Consider the following 25,351-nt stretch of genomic DNA (forward strand, 5'->3'; position numbering starts at 1 on the left):
TGGATGGTTATTCCTATCAGAGCCAATGCGAATCCTCCGATGAACCTTAATGATCCTGATACTGCCATTGGTATGCTGGACTATTATAACAGGGAGCAGTACGGTGACTGGCCGACTATTTACGGCCAAAACTATACCGCTTTCCTTGATGCGAACGGAATGGAGAAGAATGAGGATGGCAGCTTCAGGACCAAAAAAACCGGTGAGATCTATGAAAAGGATGAGAAAACCGGAACCTACAGAAAAACAGGGGACAGGTTCAATTATGTATTCAGTCAGTCTCAGATCAGCCTTATGCCGAGAATGTTCAATCAGGACAAGGACGTAATGGCAAACTACATTTCTATGTACGGAGCTCCGGATTTCACCTTCAATTATGCCAATGAAGAAGTGGCAGACAATCCACAGGCCAAGCAGATCTTTGATGAGCTGAGAGCCAAATATGAAGACAAATCCATTACGGCAGCCGATTACCTGAAAGTGAAGCCATACAACCTGATCAATGTTCAGAAGCCATCACTGGCTCAGAATATGGATTATTTCATAACCTTCCAGAACGGGTATTATTTTGTAAGATACCTGATGTGGAACTTCGTGGGAAGACAGAATGACCTTGAAGGGAATATGGAAAACACCAAAGGAAACTGGATCTCCGGAATTCCTTTTATAGACAATGCCTTACTTGGAAACCAGGATAAAATGCCGGCTAAATTCAAGAATGAAAGTACGGTTAAATTCTTCTTTTTACCCTTAATTTTGGGACTGATCGGTTTCTTTTTTCAACTGAACAGGGATTTTGGAAGATTCTATGCATTGCTTTCATTATTTGTTTTAACAAGTGTCGGAATTGTTTTCTATACCGGTGTAAAACCTTTTGAAGTAAGGGAAAGGGATTATGCGATGGTAGGTTCCTTCTATGCATTTGCGATCTGGATTGGTCTTGGAGCCGGAGCTATCTTATGGTTTATCCAGTCTAAGGTAAAATCTAACGGAGCAAACATCGCCTTAGGTGTCATTTTATTAGGTGTACCTTTTATGATGGGTTTCCAGAATTATACGTCGCATGACCGCAGCAAAAAATCGGCGGCGCGCGACTATGCCTACTCATTCCTGAAATCAGTGTCTAAAGATGATATCATTTTTATCTACGGAGATAACGATACCTTTCCTGTATGGGCTATTCAGGAGACAGAAAGGTTCCGTGATGATGTAAAAACCGTAAATTTTACTCTGTTGGCAACTCCGTGGTATATTGATCAGGTAAAGAGGAAAACATATAATGCAGCGGGAATTCCGAGCGAACTGACTCATGAGGACTACAGAGACGGTGTAAACGACCAGATCTACATGATGAAGAAAGAAGACTGGGAAGGTGTTTTCTCTATGCTGAAAGAGCAGGGGACTCCTGATACAGAGTTCCAGGCATTCAGAAAATATCTTACACAGGATTCACTGACATTGAAGGAAGCAATCAGCTTTCTAAAGTTTAAATCTCCTGAAAAGGACGAGCTTCTGAAAATGTATTTTGGGGAAGAGAAATATGCGGAATACAATATCCTTCCGGTAAACAAATTTATTCTTCCGGTTAATAAAGAAAATGCTTTAAAAGCAGGAATCATCACGCAGGCAGACCTTCCGGACGTTGTGAACCAGATCATGATCACTTATAAAGGAAACACGCTTTATAAAAATAATCTCATGATGCTGGATATGCTGGCCAATTTCGACTGGAAGCGTCCGATCAATTTCTCATCAGGAGGAATCTACGACAGCGAAAACATCTTTTATCTTGACGAATATCTTCAGTTTGAAGGTTTCAGTTATAAATTAGTCCCTATTCATACGGCTCCAAACCCGGATGGTGATATGGGCAGGGTAGATGTCAACTCCCTATACAATGTTGTAAAGAACTTCAGATGGGGAAATTTTAAAGACCTGGGTATTCATTATGATGAAGCAGCAACCTCAAATATTATGGGCTACAGAATGACTGCAGGAAGAGCGGCTTCAGCATTGGCATTAAAGGGGCAGAAAGCCAAAGCGATAGAATTATTAGACCTTGCTTCAAAAGAAATTCCTGCTGCAAAATACAATGATCCCCGCTCATTGAGTTCTATGGTCACCGGATATATCATTGCAGGACAGGAGAAAAAAGGTCTGCAAATGGCAGAGCTTCTGAAAAAAGAGATATTTGAAGAATATGATTACTATCTGAGTCTTTCCCCGGCATTCCAAAGACAGTCAGCCAGGCAGATGAGAGTGAAGCCGATGGAATATTCTCTTGTGGTAGCCGCTGTTACAGATGCTTATAAAAAGCTGGGACAGAACGAAAAAGCTTATGCTTACCTTGTGAAATCTATAGAACCGATTGATAAGAAGTTCAATATTTTCATCAGAGAGCTTCAGCAGATGGGCAAAGAAAAGGCCAGGAAAGAATCTGAAAATATACAGAAGATCTCACCTTTCTACCAGTATTTGTTTGATGTGATGGAACCTTTTGATTCTACCTATTCAAAAGAGAAAGAAGATCAGATTACCCGGGCAATGATCAAAGTTACCCAATAGATGCTTAAAAAGCTTAGCAAAGAAAAAGTCCGGTATAGTCCGGACTTTTATTCTCTACATGATTGTTTATTTCCTAATCAATCGGCTCCCACAATTGAATCTTGTTTCCCTCAAGGTCCAGAATATGCAGGAATTTTCCGTAATCGTAAGTCTCTATACTGTCCAGAATTGTAACGTTTTCCTTTATTAATTCTTTTGCCAGTGCTTCCAGATTTTCCACTCTGTAATTGATCATAAAATCTTTTTCAGAAGGCTCAAAATATTGGGTGGTTTCCGAAAAAGGAGCCCATTGGGTAAGTCCTTTTTTGGTAGTATCTTCACTGTCCCGCCATTCAAAACTGGTTCCGTAAGGGGTTGTTTCAAGGCCGAGATGGGTTTTATACCAATCGTTCATGGCATTGGGATCTTTTGATTTGAAGAGGATACCTCCGATTCCTGTTACTTTTTTCATGTCTATTTTTTAGTCGTTAAAATGAAGAGTCTGGCCGGAAAGCTGATTGATGCTTTCCCTGATTTCAAATATATGTAAAACTTTTTACCGGAATATTCTTTTAATTTAAAATTCATAAGGCGCAGGCTCACTGACTGAAATAGCTAAAAACAATGTCTCGACTGATGACCCCTTCAGAGATCGGAGACTTTGATGAGCTGTAGGTCTCCAATCTTTAGAAAAGCCGGAAAAAATCGATTTGTTTTAATTTTTAATGACTGCTGAAAAACTCCAGCATATCATCTAATGCCGTTTCGGAATGCATCCTGTCACCGTTTTCCAGGGATTCTTTTGTAGCTTCGGCAGCCCTTTTCCGCATCTGAGTTTCATAATGGCTGATGGCGTCCTTCAGCGTGGTGAAACGATCCGATGTCAGACATTCACTCAGTTCCAAGGCATCCAGCATCGCCATATTAGCTCCTTCACCGGCAAACGGTGGCATGACATGGGCTGCATCTCCAAGCAGAGTAAGATTGGGCTTCGTTTCCCATGCCTGATCCAGAGGCATAGCGTAGATAGGACGTGGGATGAAAGGCACTGAGGCATTTTCAAAAAGCTCGTACCAGATGCTGTTCCATTCAGCATATTCTTTTTTAAACCATTCCAGTATTTGCATTTGATCGGAGAAATCCAGACCGCTTTCCTTAGCCCAGTTTTCATTGGTTCTGAAACTTGCATAAAATCCAAGATCACCGCTTCCTTTCTGGCCCATAAGCAGGTTTTTATGAGTTCCGAAAGCCATTATTTTGCCGTTTTTTATCAGCTCTTTAATATGTGGAGCGGCTTTTTCTGCATCATATACATTGCCTTCAAGCATCAGAATTCCCGAATAAACCGGTTTCAGATCTGTAAGATACGGGCGGATCTTAGAATTGGCGCCGTCGGCAGCAATCACAATATCCGCATAAGCAGAAAAGCCGTTCTTAAAATGCAGCTGCCAGCCTCCATTCTGAGGTTCCATTGAAATAAAATGACTGTCCCAGACAACTGTTTCGGGTTTTAAAGAATCCAGAAACATATTTCTTAACGGGCTGCGGTCTATTTCAGGGCGGAAGTTTTCGTTCCCGAAATCCTCATCAGGCTTTGTTTCATGGTCGGTGAATATTATTTCTGCGTGTTCATTTACGATCAGCATTTTGTCTGCCCCGGGACGGTAATTCTTTTTAAACTCATCCATAAGATCAGCACTCCTGATGGCATCCAGTCCCGACCCTTCATGCATGTCAAGCGGAGAACCCTGAACCCGGGCATTTTTATTAAGATCCCTTTCATATACCTTTACATTGGCATTTTTAAGCTGTAAAAGCCTTGCCAGCGTTAATCCTGCCGGACCGCCGCCTACTATTGCTATTGATTTATTTTCTATTAACATTGTATTGTAATTTTAAATTTTACTGATGCAAAATTATTTTTGTTTCAATACGGATAATAGTATAAATCGGTCATTTTTGTTTTTGGATAATTCCTTCGGGACTACACCTGAAAATTTTTTGATTTCTTTGATGAAATGCGTCTGATCTGTAAAATTGAGTTCAGGAAATAGCTTGCCTTCCGCAATATGTCCTAAGGAGGCTCTGAAACGCAGAATGCTGCAGTAGGCTTTTAAAGAAAGTCCGAACTGCTGATTGAAATAACGGTTGATCTGTCTGCTGCTCCAGCCTGCTGTCTCTGAAAGTTCTTTCACACTCATTTCGCCGTTTGAAGAGTAAATGAGGTCAAAAAGCTTTCGTTTTCTTTCATCAACTGCTTCAGGTAGAAGTTCTGTTACTATTTGTGATATTTTTTGTGCAAATTGTTCAAAATCTTTAAGATCATTCGGAGTGAGATTCCAAAAGTTATCGGGAAGAGTCTTAGCTGTATTGAGAAGGGCTGCGATAGAAGTATGGAGAATGTATTCAACAGCCAAAGGTCTGAAGCTTATGACAAAAGCCAGCGTTCCGGAAGGAATACTTCTTTGTTCAGGTGCCGTTTCCAATCCGATGAGAAAAACATTGAACGGCTCATTCGGGCCGGACTGCATAAAAAACAGATCAACCCTTCCATCGGGCATTACAACAACTTCCTTTTCTTTATCCATTGGATTATGAAACATCCCTATGTTTTCTACAAAGCTGTCCAGTGATGGATCCGGTTGAATAAATTTACAGTAGAATTCGTTGTTCATAGGAGTACATCTGTTAAAACCTTTTTCAAGAAACTAAATTACAAGAAATTGGAAATAAAGTGATCAATTTTAATTCAATTCTATGTAACTCTTTGTTTAGTGAATAATTTTGATTTAAAATTTGGAAAATACTCAAATAACTGATAATTTAGTTATAAATCACAATAATGAAATTCCAACTTTTTCTATGCCTCTTTATTTTTGCCATTTCCGGGATCAATGCTCAGACGATTGATAAGGAAAAGCTTCTTGAATATTATGAATCACAGCGTTATGCTGAAGCTGCCCAATATCTGCAGAGTATATATCCTGAAGATACAAAAGATATAAAAGCTCTGACGCAGATGGCATACTGCAATATGATGTCCGGAAAACTTCCGGAAGCAGAGAGAAATTACCTGAAAGTTAATGCTGCTGAGCCGGGAAATCTGCCAGTTTTATTCAGCCTGGCTAATATCAATTCCAGGAGAGGTAATACAGCGAAGGCTAAAGAGTATCTTTTGGAAGTCATTCAGCTGGACAGCCTTAATTTCAGTGCTTACAAACAGTTAGCTGGTTTGGGAAATACTCCTGAATCCCAATTACAATACCTCAAAAAAGCAAATGCCTTAAACCGTACGGAACCGGATATTGCTTACGATCTTGCTATGGCTTACCGGGAAATCAAACAATATCAGCAGGCTTATGACATTCTTGAAACAGCGATCTTTGCTGATGGGGATAATTTTACACTGCAGCAGGCACAGCTTCCGCTGGCCAATCAGCTGGGCAAATACAAAGAGGTTGTTGAAGCCGGAGAAAATCTTCTGAAAAAAAATACAGATGTCAATGTAATCAATGAAATGGGACAGGCTTATTTTTATTTAAAAGATTATCAAAGGTGCATATCCCTTTTTAAAACATTAGAAGATCTTGGGGTTCAGAATGAAGGGACTTTGTATTTTATGGCTTTAAGTTACCGAGAGCTTAAGGAATATGATCAGGCTGCGATATATGCTGAAAAGACCATTGATGAGGGTATTTCTGATCATACAGCACTTTATTATACTGCTCTGGGAGGAATTTATGAATCCAAAAACCGTTTTTCAGATGCTCTGGAAGCCTACAAAAGAGGCCTGATGTTTAAGAACAGCAACAATATCTGCTATCGCTTGGGCGTTTTGTATGACCTTAGCCTGAAACAACCTAAAAATGCAGTTACTTACTATAATCTGTACCTGAAAAATAAACCGGATCCAGAGAAAGAAAAAGAACAGATGAGTTATGCCAAGGCAAGAATCGCAGCGCTAATACATCCAAAAGAGGTGGCCATGAAGTAGGATCTATCCTGGTTGATAAATAAAAAACATCCTCAAATATAATTTTGAAGATGCTTCATTAGGTTTAGCGACAATCCGTATTGATAGAATTCAGGATATAATCTTTGTCCTGAGGAGGTTTTACAAAATAGGAAGTTCCATAAACATTTCCAGGCCGGAAAAAATCTGTAGAAATTACCTGAGCACCGCTGCTGAAGGCTGCTTTTGACCGGGTAAGGTCATTGATCTTGGCTTCATACGTTTCAATATCAGCTCTTGTCCGGACCATAAACCCCTGTTTTACCAGTTCCTGAATGTCCTGCTGCCGGACAATGGCATTATCTTTTAAAATAAAGGCTGCAAAACTGTCCTCCGGCTCACTTTCCATGAACATTAGTCTTTTTTCCAGAGAACCGTCAATAAGATAAGGGCTGTTTTTAGTAGACTGAGTTCCTGCACTTCCCGGTAACAGCATGAATATGAATTTTCCTCTGCTGTCTTCCGCTTTAGGCCAGTTATTGTGCATGACAGCCTCCCGCAGTGTAGGAAACTTACCCTGTACTTCTTTTGGAGTAATGATCTTATCTTTTCCCAGATACTGTACAATCTCCTGATCCAGATCATCGTAAGCTGTTTGGGTAAAAGGTAATACCTGGGTAGAATTAGGGAAAATAGGAAACCCTGAATCCTTGGCTTCCACCATGATAAATAGGGTGGTATGCTGGGGATGCTGGTCAGACCATTGTCTGAGTTCTTTGAGGGCATCTTTTAACGTTGGATAATGCGACCTGAAATCAATATCGGCCATGTGCAGAAGTTTAAAGCCGGGTTGGTCCAGGCCTTTGGTATTATGCGGAGCCAGATCTTTTACGTCTTTCTCCTTTAAGACGCGGTAGGATGCCGGATGATTGAAGCGGTTGCCGTCCGGATCATAGTAAACATCCAGCTCAAGGCCTCGGAGATTGGCATTAAGCTGCTCTGTAAATCCGGGATGATTATAGTTGAGGGCCTCTGTAAAATCCATTCCGTTAGGATGATATTCCTGGAACTTAGCTTTCTGCTCAGACGACATTCCGGAACCGTATTTTGCCATCAGATTTTTAATAATAGGTGCTGCCAGATCCAATACTTTGGGATCTACCGGTTCTGCATAGGAATTGTGAGTTCCCAGCACCTGTATCTGGTTAATTCTGATGTCTTTACATTTTTCCTGGGCATGGAAGATCGAGGCTGCAGCGACTGCAGCAGTGTACATATACTTTTTCATAAAAAGATGATTATTTTTTGTAAGGTTAAAAATTGAAATTAACACCAAGCTGACCTCTTATTCCGGAATAGGAGAGGTTCTCAACTCTGGATTTTTCTCCCATATAATACCGGTTGGGTTCATTAAAAATATTATTCAGTTCTACAAACAGCCTGATATTTTTATTGATGCTGTACGATGTAGAGGCATCTACCGTAAAGTTTTTATCAAAATGCTGATAATGATCGGGACCGGCAGCGGTTCTTATTTCGCTGACGTAATCACCCTTGTAATTTCCAGCCAGACGCAGCATGAGCTTACTGGTTTCGAAAAATAATATGGTATTAAAAATATGTTTGGCCTGATTAGGAATGGTCGTTTTCATGGTTCCGGTCTGTTTTCCGTTTTCATAGACTGGCATATTCATTTCGGAATTGATATAGGTGTAATTTCCTTCAAAACCAAGATGTTTCAGAAATCCGGGAAACCTTTCAAATCGTTTGGAAATTCCGATTTCGAAGCCGTAGAGTTTTGCTCCTTCCAAATTTTTAGGAGTGGTAAAGGTGTATGGAAGTCCATTGATGTTAAGGATAGACTGGTCTTTGTAGATCAGATCGGTAATGTCTTTATAGAAAGCTCCGGCAGTCACAAGGTCCAGTTTTCCGAAATAGTTTTCAAACATCACATCAAAATTATTGGAAAAAGTGGGGTTCAGCTGCGTATTTCCCTGGACGACAGTATTGGACAGATCATTGACAATAGTCCCCGGATTGAGGTCGTTAAAATCAGGTCTGGCGAAAGATCTGGTGTATGCAGCTCTCAGTATCCTATCTTTGGTCAGTTTCCATTTCATATTGATCATAGGCAGAAATATATTGTACTTTTTCCCGTCTTTAATATCTTCTGCTACAGTTCCGGTCTTGTCCGAAACTACTTTCTTGCCGGAGAAGGAAATATCATTATATTCATTTCTTACACCACCCACCAGCTGAAAGTTCTCACTGATGCGCCATGTGCCCATTACATAGGTTGCCCACACATTTTCTGTCCCTCTGTAGGAACTGGTCATATTGGAATTGCTGCTCTTACCGCTTACCTGCTGGAGTCCCAGATTATTTTGAGTAGCGGTATTATAAAATTGGTCGATCTGCCCGTTAGTAATCTGGTTAATCATGACTGACTGATAAGGATTGCCCAGAGGATTCATAAAACCTCCTTTAAAAGGAAAAGGAGCTTGCTCAAACTGACTCATATAGCTTAAAGGAGATCCCGGAATTCCCAGTGCTGATTTTGGCATCCAAACCAATACCGCAGCATCAACTACTTTTTCCTTATTATTGAATTTCGTTCCGAATTGAAGGTTAAAATGCTCTGAAACAGTATATTTCAGATCCATCTGTCCGCGCAGATCCGTTTCGCTGTTACGATTCTGGCTGAGGATCACCTGATTCAGTTTGAGCTGACTGGCAGAAACCGGACTCTGATTATGGGGTAAGGTAAAGTCTGCCGGATCACCCGTGCCGCCCGGAGCATCCATGGCAAAGTATTTTCTACCATCAGAGGCCAGATTTCCATAAGTCATAGGCTGCACAAAATTGATGATCGGGTAGCCTCTGTCATGATCGTCTAAATTTTCCGGAGAATTAAATTTAAAACTTGATCTGGCTTTAGACAAAGACCAGTCTATTTCTAAACGCTGGCCCACCTGATGATTCCCACCCACCTGCATGGAATACAAATCGGTAAGATAATCAGCATGTCTTGCCTGAAGCGTTACATTCTTAGAGTCAAAATTAAAATAGGTTTCCCGGACAGACTGTCCGTCTTTGTACTGACTGTACAGCCCCTTGAAGTACAATTTATTTTTACTGTTGATGTCATAATCCATCGCGTAATTGAAGCCCAAAGTTCTTCTGTCTGCCAGATAATCACGAAGCTGTAATTGATTGATGGAATAGGATGCAGTCTGATCTGCCAAACCATAATTGAAAATATTCCGCATTTGGTCTATAGCAGTTGAACGCTGCCATATCACAGCAGAGGAAATGAATTTCAGTTTCTCCGTGATTTTATTTCCATAAACTATGGAAGAGTTAAACGTTGGAGATTTGGACATATTTACATATCCGGTAGCGGTACTTATGGCCAGTGTTTCTTTGTTTGGAGACGTTTTTGTAATGAAATCTACATTTCCGCCGATAGCGTCGCCATCAAGATCAGGCGTCAGTGCTTTCGATAAACGTACACTCTGTATAAGCTCAGAAGGGAATATATCCATCTGTACTCCTCTGTTGGCATTGTCACCGCTAGCACTGGGCATTCTGCTGCCGTTTAATGTCGAAGAAGTCCATTGCACCGGTGTGCCTCTTACCGCTACAAAACGTCCTTCTCCCATATCCCTTTCAATGGAAACCCCCTGCATACGCTGTACTGCATCTGCAGCATTGCGGTCAGGTAATTTACCGATGGCATCTGCACTCAGAACTTCCGTAATGGTGTTGGAATTCTTTTTCATGGTAATAGCCCGGGCCTGTGAGGCTTTGTAAACACTGGTGACCACTACTTCCTGAATGGCATTCTCTTTTGTCTTTTTTTCGCCTACGCTGATCAAGCCAAGATCAACCGCTTTTTTATCCGCAACTGTAAAAGGAAAATAAATGGTTTCGTAGCCTGCATATTCAATGATCAGCCTGTAATTTCCATCGGGAATATTACTTAATACAAAAGATCCGTCTGTATTGGATGTTATTTTTTCGGCTTTATTTTCTATATACACTAAAGCATTAGGCAGATTCCCCTGCTGATCGACCACAACACCATGGACTGTGGTTTGAGCCATCGCAAGGCCCCCCAGGAAAAACCCTGCTGCAGTGGTTAAAAAAAATCTTCTTCGTAACATTTTATAAATTTTGCACAAAGATGTTTTCCCTGAGAAAGAATTCAGTTCATTTAAATTTTAACAGACTTGTTTAGATTTGTACACTATTTAACGTGTTTATTTTCAGTTGTTTATGTTTGTTAAATAATTGTAATATAGCATTTGAACGTTATAAAACATGATCTGTTGGCAGGCAGTTGAATTCTTTTTTAAAATATTTGTAAAAGGTAGATTTGGACTTAAATCCGCATTGGTAAGCGAGATCTGTAACGTTGGAATCAGGCTCTTCTTCCTGCATGCGTTTGAACTGTAAAACCCTGTTTCGGTTGGTATATTCATGAAAATTGGAAGCCAGGTACTGACTGAATGTAATGGTAAGATCGGTTCTGGAAATAGATAAATACTGTGAAAGCTGCTCCAGGGTAAAGTCTTCATCCAGATAGATAATGCTTTTATCATAAAATTCCTCTATGGAAGATTTTATTTTTTCAAAGTCTATTTTAGAAAGATCTTTGTATTGATATTTTTCCTTAAAAAGCTGCTCTTCAGGGACTATAGGTGTGTCTTTCTTCTGCTGTTCGTGGTACGTTAAAACATAAACGTACAATATCCAGGCGAACTGGATTAAAAAAGAAAGGTTATACATCTTTTGCAACAGAAGAATATCCAGCCCTAATTTGTAGCCGCCCCAAAAAGCCAAAACACTCAGCAGTACGAAAGTTAAAAACAGCCGGAATTTTTTTATAAAAGGGTTGCCGATCTTTTTTTGATGCAGGGACAATAAAACAATACAGATAACAAGACTTCCTATCCAATAATGAATATAATAATTGGCAAAGTATTTTGAGTATAAACCTATAACCAGATCTCCTTCCGGATAACCAAATAACTTTGCCGACAATCCAAAGGTATGGATGAGAACGATCAGAGAGAAAGGGTAGAGAAGATATTTCAGTTTGTCCCGGTGTTTGAAATTGATCAGATAAAAAGTAATGTACAGAAATATCAGGCCTTTAAAAACCCTCAGGCTGCCCGGTATTTCATAAAGAATAGATTCATATCCGAATCTTTGAATGATGAAATATTCATAGCCCATATCCGTTAGTACGGTCACAATATAAAGCAATAGCATATTATGAAAAGACTTTCTGTTCTTGGCCAGACAGAGTAATACAGCCAGCGTAATTACAGCCTGTAGGATGACAACCATTAAAATGTACAACATAGCCAGTTTAAATCTTCCCAAAATTATCAATAAACAGGAAGTATGCTTTTAACGGATCATTAAATTTTTGGTATTTTTATAAAAAGTTTTCAGGAACTCATGCTCATTTTCAAAAGTATAAATGTTCAGTCAGTCAATATAATTTTAAATTAAAAGTAAGCAGCAGGTATGAAATTGAAATTAGGCATTCTGGATCAGTCTCCAGCCATTGAAGGAGGAAGCTCATTACAGGCATTGAAGAACAGTATTGATCTGGCAGTGTTTGCCGATAAAGCAGGGTTTCACAGTGTGATCTACTCAGAACATCACGGCGTGGAAGCATATGGAAGTTCAAGCCCCGAAATCCTGTCTGCTGTAATATTAAGTAAGACCCAACGTATCAAGGTAGGAACAGGAGGGATTATGATGAAAAATTATTCGGCTTACAAGATCGCGGAATGGACCAAAATGCTGGGCAGTCTTTATCCGGAACGGTTTATTTTAGGTCTAGGCAAAGCTCCGGGAGGTTTAAAGGATGCCGTATCCGCATTGAATAACCACAGACCTGTTATTTTAGCCAGCCAGGAAGCTAAACTTGAAGAAATCATACAGTATATTAAAGAAGAAAAAGGAATCTATGACGGGCTTATTGCCCAGCCCAGGGATGTTGCTCACCTGCCCGAGATCCTGTGGCTGGGCTCAGGACTACAGTCTGCCAGGGAAGCGGCAAAGCATGGAGTGGGCTATTCGTATGCAGATTTTATGGGAGGCGGATCAGGATTGGAAAGCACTGAAACTTATTTAAGCGAATTTGACAAAAACCAGTACAGTCCGGCTCCTTCGCTGCAGGTAGCTGTTGCCGTATCTGTCGCAGATGATTTAAAAACGGCAAGATACAATGCCTACGGAATGGCTTATCAGTTTCTGCAGGCACGGCATATTCAGGCTCCCGAAGCACTTCTCCCAGCCGAAATAATCGAACGGAGAATAATGGGAAGCAAAGATGAAAAGGAATTTTTTAATATCCTGGATCATATCATTATAGATACACCCGGCAATATTTCAGGAAGATTACAGGAAAAGGCAGAAGAGTATAATACGGATGAACTTTTGATCCTCTGCAACATGTACAGAGAAAACGACCGGATAGATAGCTATAAAAGTATTATATTGGCCCATTAATAATCAATCCATCTCATGAGCTATAATATCCAGTTATTCAGTATTAAAACAAAAGAAAAAGAGCAGGCAGCCGATGACGACAGTTTTTTTGACCGTGAAGAAAATCTTGTTCCATTAACGGAAGAGCAAATTAACGGATTAAAAGAACGCCTTTTAAGATATAAATACGAACTGGTAAGAGAAGATGATGCCGGAATCCATTTCAGCCATCCGGATGAAGATTTCGGAATGGCTCTGCTTACCCAAAAAGGACTTTATTTCAATGCAAGCCTGAGCGAAAGTTCTATTTTTGAAGTTGGGATGACTGCATCTGAATTCACCGATACCGGTGAATTCGCGAAATATGATCCTCAGAACGAGGGCTGGGAAGAATTTTAGGCTTAGTGAAGATATTTTACAATAATTTTTTAAAGTTCTGAAGCGTTTCCACTACTCCTTCGGGCTTTTCATTTTCAAAAATTCCGGATTTTGACACTCTCTCGAATGTTATAGCCGTTCCGGAAGCAATAATATGAGGAAGATTTTCATTTTCCAACATTTCGGTGAGACCTTTCATTTCATCAATTCTTCTCAGAATATGCTGTGGATAGGTAGGTGTTGTTTTCACAAGGTCCTTATAGGTGCCGGGAAGAAATTCCTGAAGACTTTCATTCAGTTCGTCAAGAATTCCGAAATGGGCTGCTGCGGTCATGGTTTCAAAAAACAAAGCGTTTATTCCTTTATTTACCATAGAAAATAACAGTTTATAAGCAGATGATGCCTCGGTTTTTTCCCCGGCATCTTTTATTTTAAAAACGGAAGAAAACAGATTAATAAACACATGTCTGTACATACCGCTTACCACCAGAACCGCACGGTCAGGAACATCCTTGGAGGCTCCCATTACCGCTCCGTTCACGAATGGAATATCTATTGACAAAAATAGTTGCTCAATAGTAGCGGCAAGAGCTGGAGTATTAGAATTTAAATCGACATAGAGAGGGCAGTTTGAAGCTTTTTCCAGACAGGGAATAATGTTTTCCGCTACTTTCAGGCTTCCTTCCGGGCTGGTAAGAGAAAGGATAACATCAGCCTGCTCAACAGTATCCTGAAGAGAATGTGTATCGATAATTCCTGATTCTTTTATATTCTGTAATGTCCTTTCCGATCTTTCTTCTCCTGCAGTGATAACTTTAAAATTGTGGTTTATAAGTGCTTTTGCTATTTGGGTTCCCATATCTCCGGGGAACAGAACTGCAATAACGGGCTGAGTTTTCAATATTAATAATTTTTGAATGTTGAATATTCGAAGATACAAATCTCCTTAATTTTTTTCAGTTGTCACACACATTGTATCGATACGGGTTATTGATAAAACTGATTCATTAAGGAACTGTTCCGGATTTTGCTTAATTTTGATCCTTACTGCAGTACTTTATTATAATGAATAAGTCCCCGATTAATAATTATTTTCATTCCTTATTTGACATCAAAGAAGAAGTGGTTGGAAAAATTACAGAAACATTCAGTCACTTTGAGCTTAAGGCGAATGAAGTTTTGCTGAGCAAAGATGAGATCAGTACCAAAACATTTTTCCTGGAAAAAGGCTATGTACGTTCCTTTATCCTTAACGAGGACAACGAAGAAATTACAACAAATATTTACACTGCACCCTGCTTTGTCAATGATTTCCTGTCGTTCTTCAGGCAGCAGCCTGCAAAAGAAACCTACCAGACCATTACTGCCTGCTTGTTCTGGGAAACAGGCCTGGAAAATGTACAGCATAACTTTCATCATATCCCGGAATTCAGGGAGTTCAGCCGGCTTCTTTTCGTTCTCAATTATTACAGCATTCATGACAGGCTGATAGAAATGGCCAGCCAGAAAGCTTCCACACGGTATTTTAACCTGATGAAAAAGCATCCCGATATTTTCCAGTTTGTTCCTCTGAAGATCATTGCTTCTTACCTGGGAATTAAAGACAGCTCATTGAGCCGCATCAGAAGAGATATTCATAAAATGTAACCGTACGGGTTTTCGAGTCGGAGTGTTTTCGGGTTTCTGGATATGACTGGCTTTGATTTCGAGATTGTATCTGATGTCTTGCATCTTGACTTTATCATTTTACTATTCACTTGCCAAGCAAAATTAACTATTCACATTTCTGACATCAATAAAAGTCTCATGTCTCGTATCTGAAATCTGACATCTAATTTCTTTTCATTTGTCAAGTGATAATTCAAAATTTGGTGCTCATCTTTGTTAAAAATAATTTATGAGCAAGAAACATATTGCAGTGCTTGGATTGGGTGGAGTAGGCGGATATTTCGGTTTTAAAATAAGCCAGCAAAATGAAGCCTCCAAAAAGTATCAGGTGAGCTTTGTAGCAAGGGGAGAAACTTACCAGAGAGTAAAGGAAAACGGTTTGGTTCTTCTCTCACCCGAGCATTCTGTAAATCATACTTTTCCTGATGCTCTTGAGCAGCATATCAGTGATGTAAAAGATCCCGATCTTGTCCTGATCTGTGTAAAAGAATATGATCTTGAAAATATTTGCCGGCAGCTGAAAGAAATCATCAGCAGAGACACGGTATTACTTCCTATGATGAACGGAGCAGATATCTATGAAAGAATCAGAAAAATAATTCCGGGTCATATTATTCTTCCGACCTGTCTGTATGTAGCTTCGCACATCAAAGAAAAAGGAGTTGTGGAGCATAAAGGAAAAGCAGGGAAAATGATCGTAGGGAGAGATCCTGAACATTTTTCTGCCGATGTCTGCTGGATCGTGGATGTGCTTAAAGAAAGTAAAATTGATTTTGATTTTAAAGATAATTCACTCACAGATATCTGGACGAAATATATTTTCATTGCCAGTTTCGGATTGGTGACAGCTAAACATAATTCTTCCATAGGGATGGTGTGTACGGATGAAAATCAGAGAACCGAAGCATCTGAAATCATGCAGGAAATCAAAAGGATTGCTGACCAAAAAAGAATAGTTCTGGATGAGGACATTATTCAGAAAACATTCGAAAAAGCAGCTACGTTTCCTTTTGAAACTCCAACGTCTTTACAGCTTGACGTCAATTCCGGAAAAGAAAATAATGAACTTGAATTATTGGGTGGTGCCGTTTTGAATTTTGGAAAAGAATTGGGGCTGGAGACGCCTTTCACACAGAAAATTTATAATGAGATAAAAGCCCTGTAAATTGCTTACAGATTTGGCTAAAAGCCGATTGATAAATAAAAGCGGGAAATAAATCCGCTTTTGTATTTGAGGAGTTCACCCCATCTTAAGAGTGAAGGAATTTTTGCCGGCTGAATAATGTATCATCAGTTTCACGATGTTCAGGATCATCCACACAACAATCTACCGGACAGACCGTTTTACACTGCGGTTCCTCATGAAATCCCTTACATTCCGTACATTTTCCAGGAACAATATAGTAAACGTCGTCCGAGTAAGCCTGCTGGTAAGCTCCTGCATCCGTTTCAGCCCCATCCGGAAAGACCACTTTTCCTGAAAGCTTTGTTTTATCCTGCCACCTCCAGTCAACAGCGCCTTCATAGATTGCTGAATTGGGACATTCGGGTTCGCAGGCTCCGCAGTTGATGCAGTCATCGGTTATTGTAATAGCCATATTTTATATTTTACAAGATCATTTTAAAAAGGGATTTCTTTCGACTTACAGCCTGGGAAATCCCTCCGTCTAAACATAACTTAAATGAAAAAACAATAGGTTGTAAGCATGGATCAGATCCATAAACAGTTTATTTTTATGAATTAATCAGGCGCAATTTCTATGGAAAGCCCGTCCATTGCTTCAGTCAGCTGTATCTGACAGGCCAGCCTGCTGGATGGTGAAGTTGTAAAAAGTTCAGATAAAAGGGCCTTCTTCAATATCTCCTTTTTCAGGAAGTGCTGATTCCCGGCTGAGGATATAACAGTGGCAGGTTGCACACATCGCCATTCCACCACACATTGCTTCCATCGGCAGTTCATAAGCTTTACAGATATCTTTGAGGCTGAGTCCCATTTCCAGGGGGCAGATCAGTTGATGGATATTTCCGTCCAGATCCTTCACGGTGATTGTAATTTCTTCCTTCATTATCATTAATCCGTCGTTCATATTACGTGTTCTTTATTATATTCTTTCTATCCTTTTTGTTGTTGCAATACTGATCAGCTTATCGAATTTATCAGAATACAGAGCGGATACCCTCGTTGGATCCTCCTGGTCAAATAATACCGACCTGATAATCGGTACACTGAAAGGAATGGGCCACGCCCGCAGAGATTTGGCAACCGTGTCCATTGTGTTAATGCCCTGCATTGCCTGCAGGCCATCTGCCCAGCAAACCAGCCCAACTGTTTTATCCGTGAGATAAGGCTGATAGTGACTGGCTGTAACTTCAAGCCAGTCCAGGCAGTTTTTCATTACTCCCGGAATACTGCCGTGATAAAGCGGAGCCATCCAGAAATGAATATCTGCTTCCAAAAACAGCTGGGACATACGCTCTACAGCCAAAGGAATCTTAGTAAGACTAGTGTCAAAAAGTGGAATTCCTGAATCAGCCAGTGTAAAGATTTCCGCCTGGAAACCTGACTGTTCCAATCTTTCCGTGAAATATTGGGAAATTCGTCTGGAAGCAGATTCAGGTCTTTTTTCTAAAGAACCGTTAAATATAAGTGCTTTCATTGTTTTCTAGCTTTTAAAAATTACTTTCGGTAAGCCTATTTCGCCATACATCAGACTCTTAACCAAAGGTTTTAGCAGCCCGGCTGCCAATAAATACAGCGATGGATCGTGGTCAGCTCTTGCCCGGACAACAACTTTCTGATTTTTGTAGGATCTCAGATCTGCATACATGAGGCGGCGTTTCCAAAGATCCAGCAGAATGGTTCCGGCATCATTTAAATCTGCATAAACGGCATAAGGAGATAATTTTTCCATTAACATCATAAATGCCCAGGGCGGAATAATAGCATCAGTAGAACAAATGATCGCTACAGCTTTTTCATTGTATACAGAAAAGTCTGCGGCTGCAATAGATTCTTTAAACTCCTTCTCCTTCACGATCATTCCCATGAAAAGATGGTCTTTGATGTCCAGCTCCACGATTTCTGTAGTTGGCTTATAGTCTGAGAGATCAAGAGCAATGATTCCGGAGGCTTTTGCCTTATTGATGAAAATTTTCTGATCCATAATTGATTTTGTAATCAATATTAAAATTAGTTATTTAATTTTTGAAAGAGCTTCTTCGTATTTTTTTTCTACGGCAGACCAATTTAATACAGACCAGAATGAATCAAGATAATCGGCTCTTTTATTCTGGTAAGCTAAATAATAGGCATGTTCCCATACATCTATCCCAAGAATCGGGAATCCTCTGTTGATATGCAGGATATCCATCATCGGATTATCCTGATTGGGAGCCGAGGCGATAGCCAGTGAACCGCTGAATTTTACGAATAGCCATACCCATCCGGATCCGAACTGTCCAAGACCTGCTTTTTTCATTTCAGCCTTAAGGTTTTCCAGGCTTCCAAAAGTGGAATTGATAGCTTCAGCCAGTTTTCCTTCAGGATTTAACTGAGGCTCTGGAGAGAGAATTTCCCAAAAAAGAGAGTGGTTGAAATGTCCGCCACCGTTATTTCTTGCGGCAGGACTGTATTCACTGATTCTTTGCAGTATAGAATCCAGGTCGGCAGAGGTTTCTTCTGATGCCTTCAATGCCGCATTCAGGTTATCCACATAAGCCTGATGGTGACGCTGATGGTGAATGGTCATGGTTTCTTTATCTATAAAGGGTTCCAGTGCATCGTAAGCATAAGGAAGCTGAGGAAGTGTAAATGTGCTCATTGCTGTTATTTTTTTAATTAATGTGTTTCAAAGGTAATCATATATTTTAATAAAACAACTTTATTGTTGTTTTATTAGATGAATGTATTCTACTTTAAATATTTGAATATCATTGGTTTGGTATATAAAACTGAAGATTATAGAAAATGACTATATTTGTTGTGTAAAAATAAAACAACCTAAACATTGTAAAATGAAGAAGCCGGCAGCAGACCGAATCCTGATGTTCTTAAAAATGAGAGGGGAGGCGACATCGCTTCTTATCTCTAAAGAGCTCTCCATAACAAAAGAAGGCGCAAGAAAGCATTTACTGAATCTTGCCGTGGAAGGACTCATCCGTTCTGTCACAAAAAGTGAAGGAGTCGGACGTCCTACAACTTACTATACTCTTACTGAAAAAGGATGGTCACAGTTTCCGGATTCCCATGCTGATGTTACTGTACAGATCCTAAGGTCTGTAAAAAATCTTTTGGGTGAAAATGCATTGGACCTGCTGATCAATGACAGAGAGAAAAACACATATGAACGCTATGAAAAAGCCCTGGTAAAAGCAGAATCTCTAGAACATCGGTTAGATGTACTGGTACGGGTCCGAAGCGAAGAAGGGTATATGGCAGAATGGACAAAAGAAGGCAATGAGTATTTCCTCATAGAAAATCACTGCCCGATATGTGCCGCTGCTACTGAATGTCAAGGATTTTGTCGCGCAGAGCTTTCCAATTTCCGGAACCTGATCGGTAAAGAGTATCAGGTGGAAAGAGTAAATCATATTCTTTCCGGCGGACAACGGTGTGTGTATAAGATTAGTGAGTAATTTTAAATAAAAGATAAAAGATAAAAGATAAAAGATAAAAGATAAAAGATAAAAGATAAAAGATAAAAGATAAAAGATAAAAGATCTTGTTTCTAAAATTCAATAGGAGTGGGCTTTAGCCCGCTCAAAAAATATTAACCGGGCTCTTGAATATCAATAGCTGCAATTCAGAAAATTTGTTATTCCGATTTTATAACTTCCTTCTTCAGGTACCCAGCTTCTATCCCCCAATTCAATACTTCGTCAGTATTTCCATCAGCATCAGGATAGATACCAGTTTTTTAGAAGACTGGTATTCCGGGTTCAGCTGTTCCCTTATTTCCCCCAAAGCTTTGCTCAGTTTATTGCTTACCGTCTTATTGCTGATGCCGAGAGCTTCTGCCGTTTCATCAACAGACATATTTCTTCTGATTCTCATATCATACACGCTCTGTTCCGTGGTGGGAAGCTTTGAAACCACCTCATCAATCATAGATAATAAAGCAGAGATTTCATTTTCTTCAAGAATTTCAAAATATTCCGTATCCGATATATTCATTTCTCCGGCAGGGTCAAATTCGTCAATGCTAATGGTAGATGGTATCTTTTTCGAGATGTTATAATGATCGATGATCCGGTAATGAAGATAACGGAGAAGGTAGCCCTTTGCACTTTCTGTGTCGTCGGTCTGTATAGAGGCTGTATCTTCCAGGATCTTTATCCAGAGGTTCTGCAGCAGTTCTTCAGACATCTCTTTGTCTCTCGTCCTCGTGAAAACAAAACGGTAAAGACTGTCCCAGTACCGCTCATAGAACAGCATGAATGCAGGACGGTCACCTGATTTTATCTTCTTTAATATCGTATAGTCTGTAAGCATCATATCGTTGTTACAAAATTACCTAAAGAAAAATTAACTTTTTATGAACTTTAGGGATTCTAACATTAATTATTTCTGAAACATATCCCCGAAATGTGAATCAAATGTTGAGAAAACAACAAAATAGGTTGAAATTGTTAACAAGCTGGTTTTAATGTGAATACAATATTAAGAACTGCCTGGGGAAGTTTTTCATTTTCACAGTCTTATAGATAGAAGTATCTGTGAATACATGAAATATTTTATGAAAAGCCAAAAAAATAAGAATACTGCAGCTTTTGTTTTTAAGCTCTGGCAAAGAGAAGTTTCCGAAGGGGAGATTTCTGAAAAAGAAAAAGAAATTTTAAACCAGTGGGAAATCCGGACAGAACAAGACCTGGACCGAATCCATATGAAGGAATCCAAAGAAAGGGTTTTATCTGCACTGGAACTTTATTTTATCCAACCGGTAAAAACCGCTCCAATATATCCACTAAAAAAATATGTATACACAGCTGCGGCTGCAATTATATTTCTGTTGTCTTTAGGAGGAATCCTATATACTGAATTCCTTCAACCTGATACCTATACTTCGGGCTCGGAAAACCGTAAAGTTTACCTGGCAGACGGTTCTGTGGTTACATTGTTGAACGGGGCAGAACTCACAGTAGATAAATCATTTCCTGCTTCCACAAGAATAGTGAATCTGAAAGGTGATGCCATATTTTCTGTGGCAAAATCAAAGACACATCCTTTCATTGTACATGCCGATGGTTTCAGTACCAAGGTCCTGGGAACTGTTTTTAAAATTTCGCAGTCCGGAAAAGATAAATCCGTACAGTTGTACGAAGGAAAAGTTGCGGTATCCTATGCAGGAGTTCCGGTTTCCTATCTGAAGCCTAATCAGAAATGGACCAATTTCGGGATAGCTCATACCGCCGCCGTGATTTCACTTACTACAGAAAAGAAGCTGGGAAAACAGAAAGCAGAACTTTTGTCATTAAGCTTCAACGATGTGTCCTTTAAAGAAGTGGCAGATGTGATGCAGAATAATTACAAGATCAGAATCGTGTACCCCAAAGAAACTGCAGAAAAGAGGATAACAGCAGATTTTACAGGAGGTTCAGCCGATGAAAATATGGAAGCGCTGGCCTTTATATTAGGCCTTGAGGTACATAAAGAAGACTATACATATACCCTGAAGAAATAATCTGCCTACATAGAATTAAGAATAAAAGAAATAAAACTTTTAAAAGAGAAATTGAACATATGAAAAGATTGAAATGCGGTCTTACCGTTGCGGCAGTATTTTTTACGGTAGCAGCTGAAGCCCAGGAACTGGTTCAGAAAGTATCATTTTCAGTTCCGGCAAGCAGGCCTCTTATTGAGGTTCTGGAAGATTTTGCCGGAAAAACGGGAATGAGACTGGCCTATTCTAAAACGGACATTAAAGAGCTGAAGGTAAAAGGGATAAAATGTGAAAATACCTCTGTCAATAATTGTCTTAAAGATATTACAAACGGGCTTCCGGTGGCATTTCGCCTTCGTGGGGATCTTATTTCAATAAAATATGAGGGAACAAACTTCTCTGTAACAGGAGAAGGACGGATCACCGGCAAAATTGTGGATGAAGTGGGAAATCCTGTGGCCGGAGCTGAAGTGACAGTTGCTAAAAAGACTATACTCACAGATAATAACGGTGATTTCGTGGTAGATCTCCCTTCCGGAATCTATACTTTAACCGTAAAAGCTCCAAAATACAGCCCGCTTCGGGTAGAAAAACTTTCAGTCAACAATAATGAAACCAACACAGTCTCATTTGCGATGAAGCAGGCTCCGGACAAGATAACGGACATCAGGGAAGTGGTGATTACCGGAACCAGAAAAGCAGATACCCAGGCCGGACTTCTTGCCCAACAGAAAAAAGCTGCCCAGATGAGCGACGGGATCTCTGCTGAGCAAATCTCCAAAACTCCTGACAGTGATGTGGGAGGAACCCTTAAAAGAGTAACAGGAATAACGACCATAGACAACAAATATGTAGTGGTTCGGTCTATGGGAGAACGCTGGAATACAGCGGCTATGGACGGAATCAATCTTCCCAGCACAGAAGCCTACAACCAGAACTTCTCATTTGATATTATTCCTACTGCCATGGTGGAAAGCATTGTAGTAAGCAAAACAGCAACACCAGACATGAATGCCAGCTTTGCAGGAGGTTATGTTGAGGTAAGAACTAAAGATATTCCCAACGAAAACTTTACAACGGTAAGTATGGGAACTTCCTATAATGACCAGTCAGCGTTTAAAGAATTTCTGACCCGCAAACGCGGAAAATATGATTATTTCGGATACGATGACGGCACAAGAGATTTTCCCAAAGGCCTTGAAGCTACAGACTGGAACAATCCTCTGTTTTTTGAACAGTCCAAAAGGTTCAAAAATGATAATTTTTCCACCTTCAGTACCACAGGGGACATGGGCTCCAATATACAGGTAGCATTGGGAAGGTCATTTGCACTCAAAAATAATAGCAAATGGGGTTTTGCCGGAGCATTTACGGTAAGAAATGAGCAGAATAAATTAGACATCGATCATACGGGGAGGGGAAACTGGCTGGACACCACAGCACCATACGATCCTAACTGGCAGGCAAACGGAACAGATCCTATTGTATTTTACAACTTCAAAAATAAAGGAGCTTCATACAATTACAACTCTACATTAGCAGGAATGCTGAATTTCGGATTACAGCTGGGAAAAAACAGAATCTCTTTCCGTAATTCCTACACCCATATTTATGATAATACGCTGACAAGAATAACCGGCTGGAATGAATATACAGGAGGAAGCGGAATGGCCGCCAATGCCGAAGCTTCCTATAATTATTTCTATAACGGAATTATTCCCAATAATAACCCCGCACAGATCAAGGATCTGGACAAACCCTATACCGATAATACCAATTATCCTATCTATCAGACGCTTTTGCAGAACAAGCTTGAGGGAAACCATAAAGTTGGAAATGCAGAAATTAACTGGTTTGCAGCAAGAACAGGAGTGAAATCTGATACCAAAGACTATACGCAGTACCTGAGCCAATATGATTTCATAGGAAGTGAGATTCTTACTTATCATAATATATACAATTCGGCATCTAACTTTTACAGGGGATATATTGGCAATAAAGAAACAGACTATAATTACGGAGCTTCCCTTAAATGGAATTTAGATAAAGGAAATTTTAAAAATGACATCAAAGCCGGTTACGCAGGTGTTATAAAAAACAATACCAACCAGCAGGAGAAGTTTTTTTTAAGAGTGGATGAAAACAGGGATGTCCCGAATGCTGTAAAAGGCCTTTTAACGATGTATGGTTCTTTGTCTCAATGGTTTGATGGTTCCAAATATGTACCGGGAGGAATAGGCTGGCAAACCAGACCGCTGTATAAGGATAACAAATATGAAGGGAAAGTAACCCAGAATGCCTTTTATGTCATGTTTGACAATCGCTGGAAGAATACATTCAGATTGGTTTGGGGAGTCCGTGCGGAATATTTCAAATACGACCTCATCTCTCAGCAATTAGATCTTTCGGATAATCAAACGGTTAAAAAAGAGCCGATAGATGACAAACCGTGGCAGTGGATGCCTTCCGTGAATTTTACATACAGTCCTACCAATAAAATCAATGTAAGGCTTGCCTACAATAAAACGGTAATCCGTCCCCAATTCAATGAGAGAACAGGCCTTCCTTACTTTGATCCGGTAGCCAACGGCTTAATTTATAATACGGAAATGACCTCATCGGTAGTTAATAACTATGACTTCAAATTTGAATGGTTTCCCGGTTTGGGAGAAATATTCTCTGCCGGACTGTATTACAAGGATATCGACAGGCCTATTGAACGCGAAGGCCGCCTTTCAAATGAAGGAAATCTCTTTTTGTACAATGGAAACTCTAAAAATGCAAAGCTGAAAGGGGTAGAAGTGGAGGTCCGGAAAAACCTGGGGTTTATTGCTGAAGAATCTTTTCTGGAAAAGCTATTCGTAAGCGGAAATTTTACTTATAACACGACAAAGATAATTGCTTTCAAAGATCAGTACAAAACCGGGGACAATGGGGAAACCTATGAAGTGGAAAGACCGCTTTACGGACAGACTCCCTACGCTTACAATTTAGGAATGACCTATGATGGAGGGCGTTTCGGTGCCAGCTTTTTATACAATGCCAAAGGCGATCAGTACATCACGGTAGGATATGACTATAATGGTGAAGAAATACAGCGTCCGTATGCGGTAGCAGACGCCCAGCTTTCCTATAAATTCCTGAGGAACAGGAATCTGGAAGTGAAGTTTAACGTCAGAAACCTTTTTAACAGGGTGAAAGAGTTTTATAACAATTTCAATTCCTATTCGGTGCCGAATGGATCCGGAGGAAGCAACATATCTACAGACAGGGAAGCATGGAAACTTCTGCCGGGAGCCACTGACAAATATGATAAAGATATCGACAAGATTACGTTCCGGGCTTATAGCGGAAGGATATTCGGCCTAAACGTGAATTATACATTTTAAAAGACATTATAAAAAACAGAATAAAAGAGCTCATTGATGCAATGTACAGGTTTCGGAATCCTGGACACGAGCCGGATCAATACTGATGATGCGCACAGCAGTACCGGATCAGATAAAAACCGGACGCCGTTGTTTTTTTCCGGACAGCAGCGGATAAGCAGGAAACCCCTGCAGGACAGCTCCTCCTGGAATGCAGGGTGAAATAAAAACCAAATCGCAGGAATATAGAGGCGGATATTCCTAAATATTAA

23 protein-coding genes are annotated in these 25,351 nt (G+C 40.0%); 10 read left to right on the forward strand and 13 right to left on the reverse strand.

Features of this window, described 5'->3' with window-relative positions; translation table 11 throughout:
- Positions 1-2,565: DUF2723 domain-containing protein (locus tag AC4IFE_RS16545; RefSeq protein ID WP_490758245.1), on the forward strand; the 2,565-nt coding region annotated here is incomplete at its 5' end.
- Positions 2,566-2,638: 73 nt separating this feature from the next.
- On the opposite strand, the gene AC4IFE_RS16550 is transcribed toward AC4IFE_RS16545, so the two are convergent.
- The 3 genes from AC4IFE_RS16550 to AC4IFE_RS16560 form a co-directional block, all read right to left on the reverse strand.
- A complete protein-coding gene (locus AC4IFE_RS16550; protein WP_490758246.1) occupies positions 2,639-3,016 on the reverse strand; it encodes a VOC family protein in 378 nt (125 codons plus the stop codon).
- A gap of 250 nt (positions 3,017-3,266) precedes the next feature.
- The gene (locus AC4IFE_RS16555) at positions 3,267-4,427 is read right to left on the reverse strand and encodes an FAD-dependent oxidoreductase (RefSeq protein WP_490758247.1); all 1,161 of its coding nucleotides are present in this window, start codon (positions 4,425-4,427) and stop codon (positions 3,267-3,269) included.
- Positions 4,428-4,460: 33 nt separating this feature from the next.
- Positions 4,461-5,219: a helix-turn-helix domain-containing protein gene (locus tag AC4IFE_RS16560; protein ID WP_490758248.1), complete on the reverse strand. Its 759-nt coding sequence runs from the start codon at positions 5,217-5,219 to the stop codon at positions 4,461-4,463.
- A gap of 167 nt (positions 5,220-5,386) precedes the next feature.
- Here AC4IFE_RS16560 and AC4IFE_RS16565 point away from each other — a divergent pair, with 167 nt between their 5' ends.
- A complete protein-coding gene (locus AC4IFE_RS16565; protein WP_490758249.1) occupies positions 5,387-6,538 on the forward strand; it encodes a tetratricopeptide repeat protein in 1,152 nt (383 codons plus the stop codon).
- A 64-nt stretch (positions 6,539-6,602) separates the two neighbouring features.
- On the opposite strand, the gene AC4IFE_RS16570 is transcribed toward AC4IFE_RS16565, so the two are convergent.
- From AC4IFE_RS16570 to AC4IFE_RS16580, 3 genes are all read right to left on the reverse strand, one after another.
- On the reverse strand, positions 6,603-7,784 hold the full coding sequence (locus AC4IFE_RS16570; protein ID WP_490758250.1) for a phosphatidylinositol-specific phospholipase C domain-containing protein: 1,182 nt from the start codon (positions 7,782-7,784) through the stop codon (positions 6,603-6,605).
- Positions 7,785-7,809: 25 nt separating this feature from the next.
- Positions 7,810-10,662, reverse strand: coding sequence for a TonB-dependent receptor (locus tag AC4IFE_RS16575; RefSeq protein WP_490758251.1), 2,853 nt, complete (start codon positions 10,660-10,662; stop codon positions 7,810-7,812).
- A gap of 148 nt (positions 10,663-10,810) precedes the next feature.
- Entirely contained in the window at positions 10,811-11,866 is a 1,056-nt protein-coding gene (locus AC4IFE_RS16580; protein WP_490758252.1) for a helix-turn-helix domain-containing protein, read from the reverse strand.
- Between the two features lie 168 nt (positions 11,867-12,034).
- Here AC4IFE_RS16580 and AC4IFE_RS16585 point away from each other — a divergent pair, with 168 nt between their 5' ends.
- Together AC4IFE_RS16585 and AC4IFE_RS16590 are read left to right on the forward strand one after the other, a co-directional pair.
- A complete protein-coding gene (locus AC4IFE_RS16585) occupies positions 12,035-13,027 on the forward strand; it encodes an MsnO8 family LLM class oxidoreductase (protein WP_490758253.1) in 993 nt (330 codons plus the stop codon).
- Positions 13,028-13,042: 15 nt separating this feature from the next.
- On the forward strand, positions 13,043-13,405 hold the full coding sequence (locus tag AC4IFE_RS16590) for a hypothetical protein (protein WP_490758254.1): 363 nt from the start codon (positions 13,043-13,045) through the stop codon (positions 13,403-13,405).
- 16 nt (positions 13,406-13,421) lie between these two features.
- Here AC4IFE_RS16590 and AC4IFE_RS16595 read toward each other — a convergent pair whose 3' ends face one another.
- Positions 13,422-14,285, reverse strand: a complete 864-nt coding sequence (locus tag AC4IFE_RS16595; protein WP_490758255.1) for a DUF1932 domain-containing protein — start codon at positions 14,283-14,285, stop codon at positions 13,422-13,424.
- A 164-nt stretch (positions 14,286-14,449) separates the two neighbouring features.
- On the opposite strand from AC4IFE_RS16595, the gene AC4IFE_RS16600 reads away from it, so the two are divergent.
- Both AC4IFE_RS16600 and AC4IFE_RS16605 read left to right on the forward strand, forming a co-directional pair.
- On the forward strand, positions 14,450-15,031 hold the full coding sequence (locus tag AC4IFE_RS16600; protein ID WP_490758256.1) for a Crp/Fnr family transcriptional regulator: 582 nt from the start codon (positions 14,450-14,452) through the stop codon (positions 15,029-15,031).
- A gap of 250 nt (positions 15,032-15,281) precedes the next feature.
- Positions 15,282-16,217 (forward strand): ketopantoate reductase family protein, encoded by a 936-nt coding sequence (locus tag AC4IFE_RS16605; RefSeq protein WP_490758257.1) that lies wholly within the window; start codon positions 15,282-15,284, stop codon positions 16,215-16,217.
- Positions 16,218-16,302: 85 nt separating this feature from the next.
- Here AC4IFE_RS16605 and AC4IFE_RS16610 read toward each other — a convergent pair whose 3' ends face one another.
- From AC4IFE_RS16610 to AC4IFE_RS16630, 5 genes are all read right to left on the reverse strand, one after another.
- Complete coding sequence (locus AC4IFE_RS16610; RefSeq protein ID WP_490758258.1) at positions 16,303-16,650, reverse strand: 4Fe-4S dicluster domain-containing protein; 348 nt, start codon at positions 16,648-16,650, stop codon at positions 16,303-16,305.
- A gap of 237 nt (positions 16,651-16,887) precedes the next feature.
- Positions 16,888-17,139 carry a 2Fe-2S iron-sulfur cluster-binding family protein gene (locus AC4IFE_RS16615; RefSeq protein WP_490758259.1) on the reverse strand — a complete coding sequence of 84 codons (252 nt, stop codon included), beginning with the start codon at positions 17,137-17,139 and terminating at the stop codon, positions 16,888-16,890.
- A gap of 15 nt (positions 17,140-17,154) precedes the next feature.
- Positions 17,155-17,709 carry an NADPH-dependent FMN reductase gene (locus tag AC4IFE_RS16620; protein ID WP_490758260.1) on the reverse strand — a complete coding sequence of 185 codons (555 nt, stop codon included), beginning with the start codon at positions 17,707-17,709 and terminating at the stop codon, positions 17,155-17,157.
- Between the two features lie 6 nt (positions 17,710-17,715).
- On the reverse strand, positions 17,716-18,216 hold the full coding sequence (locus tag AC4IFE_RS16625) for a DUF2480 family protein (protein WP_490758261.1): 501 nt from the start codon (positions 18,214-18,216) through the stop codon (positions 17,716-17,718).
- Positions 18,217-18,246: 30 nt separating this feature from the next.
- Positions 18,247-18,873 carry a superoxide dismutase gene (locus AC4IFE_RS16630; protein WP_490758262.1) on the reverse strand — a complete coding sequence of 209 codons (627 nt, stop codon included), beginning with the start codon at positions 18,871-18,873 and terminating at the stop codon, positions 18,247-18,249.
- Positions 18,874-19,066: 193 nt separating this feature from the next.
- Here AC4IFE_RS16630 and AC4IFE_RS16635 point away from each other — a divergent pair, with 193 nt between their 5' ends.
- The gene (locus AC4IFE_RS16635) at positions 19,067-19,687 is read left to right on the forward strand and encodes a helix-turn-helix transcriptional regulator (RefSeq protein ID WP_490758263.1); all 621 of its coding nucleotides are present in this window, start codon (positions 19,067-19,069) and stop codon (positions 19,685-19,687) included.
- Positions 19,688-19,919: 232 nt separating this feature from the next.
- On the opposite strand, the gene AC4IFE_RS16640 is transcribed toward AC4IFE_RS16635, so the two are convergent.
- Positions 19,920-20,546 carry an RNA polymerase sigma factor gene (locus AC4IFE_RS16640; protein WP_490758264.1) on the reverse strand — a complete coding sequence of 209 codons (627 nt, stop codon included), beginning with the start codon at positions 20,544-20,546 and terminating at the stop codon, positions 19,920-19,922.
- 241 nt (positions 20,547-20,787) lie between these two features.
- Between AC4IFE_RS16640 and AC4IFE_RS16645 the strand changes: the two genes are divergently transcribed.
- From AC4IFE_RS16645 to AC4IFE_RS16655, 3 genes are read left to right on the forward strand one after another with little or no spacing between them, the layout of a single operon-like run.
- A complete protein-coding gene (locus AC4IFE_RS16645; protein ID WP_490758265.1) occupies positions 20,788-21,732 on the forward strand; it encodes a FecR family protein in 945 nt (314 codons plus the stop codon).
- A 59-nt stretch (positions 21,733-21,791) separates the two neighbouring features.
- Positions 21,792-25,100 carry a TonB-dependent receptor gene (locus AC4IFE_RS16650; protein WP_490758266.1) on the forward strand — a complete coding sequence of 1,103 codons (3,309 nt, stop codon included), beginning with the start codon at positions 21,792-21,794 and terminating at the stop codon, positions 25,098-25,100.
- Between the two features lie 36 nt (positions 25,101-25,136).
- A complete protein-coding gene (locus tag AC4IFE_RS16655) occupies positions 25,137-25,301 on the forward strand; it encodes a hypothetical protein (RefSeq protein WP_490758267.1) in 165 nt (54 codons plus the stop codon).
- The last annotated feature ends 50 nt before the right edge of the window (positions 25,302-25,351 follow it).

Source organism: Chryseobacterium sp. UF-81 (assembly GCF_058245105.1).

What these genes read in the sequence shown, in the direction of transcription:
- AC4IFE_RS16655 (WP_490758267.1), top strand. Translation starts at nt 25,137, where the DNA reads ATGCAATGTACAGGTTTCGGAATCCTGGACACGAGCCGGATCAATACT.
- AC4IFE_RS16630 (WP_490758262.1), bottom strand. Translation starts at nt 18,873, where the DNA reads ATGAGCACATTTACACTTCCTCAGCTTCCTTATGCTTACGATGCACTG.
- AC4IFE_RS16585 (WP_490758253.1), top strand. Translation starts at nt 12,035, where the DNA reads ATGAAATTGAAATTAGGCATTCTGGATCAGTCTCCAGCCATTGAAGGA.
- AC4IFE_RS16605 (WP_490758257.1), top strand. Translation starts at nt 15,282, where the DNA reads ATGAGCAAGAAACATATTGCAGTGCTTGGATTGGGTGGAGTAGGCGGA.
- AC4IFE_RS16580 (WP_490758252.1), bottom strand. Translation starts at nt 11,866, where the DNA reads ATGTTGTACATTTTAATGGTTGTCATCCTACAGGCTGTAATTACGCTG.
- AC4IFE_RS16560 (WP_490758248.1), bottom strand. Translation starts at nt 5,219, where the DNA reads ATGAACAACGAATTCTACTGTAAATTTATTCAACCGGATCCATCACTG.
- AC4IFE_RS16640 (WP_490758264.1), bottom strand. Translation starts at nt 20,546, where the DNA reads ATGATGCTTACAGACTATACGATATTAAAGAAGATAAAATCAGGTGAC.
- AC4IFE_RS16615 (WP_490758259.1), bottom strand. Translation starts at nt 17,139, where the DNA reads ATGAACGACGGATTAATGATAATGAAGGAAGAAATTACAATCACCGTG.
- AC4IFE_RS16550 (WP_490758246.1), bottom strand. Translation starts at nt 3,016, where the DNA reads ATGAAAAAAGTAACAGGAATCGGAGGTATCCTCTTCAAATCAAAAGAT.
- AC4IFE_RS16600 (WP_490758256.1), top strand. Translation starts at nt 14,450, where the DNA reads ATGAATAAGTCCCCGATTAATAATTATTTTCATTCCTTATTTGACATC.
- AC4IFE_RS16570 (WP_490758250.1), bottom strand. Translation starts at nt 7,784, where the DNA reads ATGAAAAAGTATATGTACACTGCTGCAGTCGCTGCAGCCTCGATCTTC.
- AC4IFE_RS16635 (WP_490758263.1), top strand. Translation starts at nt 19,067, where the DNA reads ATGAAGAAGCCGGCAGCAGACCGAATCCTGATGTTCTTAAAAATGAGA.
- AC4IFE_RS16625 (WP_490758261.1), bottom strand. Translation starts at nt 18,216, where the DNA reads ATGGATCAGAAAATTTTCATCAATAAGGCAAAAGCCTCCGGAATCATT.
- AC4IFE_RS16565 (WP_490758249.1), top strand. Translation starts at nt 5,387, where the DNA reads ATGAAATTCCAACTTTTTCTATGCCTCTTTATTTTTGCCATTTCCGGG.
- AC4IFE_RS16645 (WP_490758265.1), top strand. Translation starts at nt 20,788, where the DNA reads ATGAAAAGCCAAAAAAATAAGAATACTGCAGCTTTTGTTTTTAAGCTC.
- AC4IFE_RS16650 (WP_490758266.1), top strand. Translation starts at nt 21,792, where the DNA reads ATGAAAAGATTGAAATGCGGTCTTACCGTTGCGGCAGTATTTTTTACG.
- AC4IFE_RS16555 (WP_490758247.1), bottom strand. Translation starts at nt 4,427, where the DNA reads ATGTTAATAGAAAATAAATCAATAGCAATAGTAGGCGGCGGTCCGGCA.
- AC4IFE_RS16610 (WP_490758258.1), bottom strand. Translation starts at nt 16,650, where the DNA reads ATGGCTATTACAATAACCGATGACTGCATCAACTGCGGAGCCTGCGAA.
- AC4IFE_RS16620 (WP_490758260.1), bottom strand. Translation starts at nt 17,709, where the DNA reads ATGAAAGCACTTATATTTAACGGTTCTTTAGAAAAAAGACCTGAATCT.
- AC4IFE_RS16575 (WP_490758251.1), bottom strand. Translation starts at nt 10,662, where the DNA reads ATGTTACGAAGAAGATTTTTTTTAACCACTGCAGCAGGGTTTTTCCTG.
- AC4IFE_RS16590 (WP_490758254.1), top strand. Translation starts at nt 13,043, where the DNA reads ATGAGCTATAATATCCAGTTATTCAGTATTAAAACAAAAGAAAAAGAG.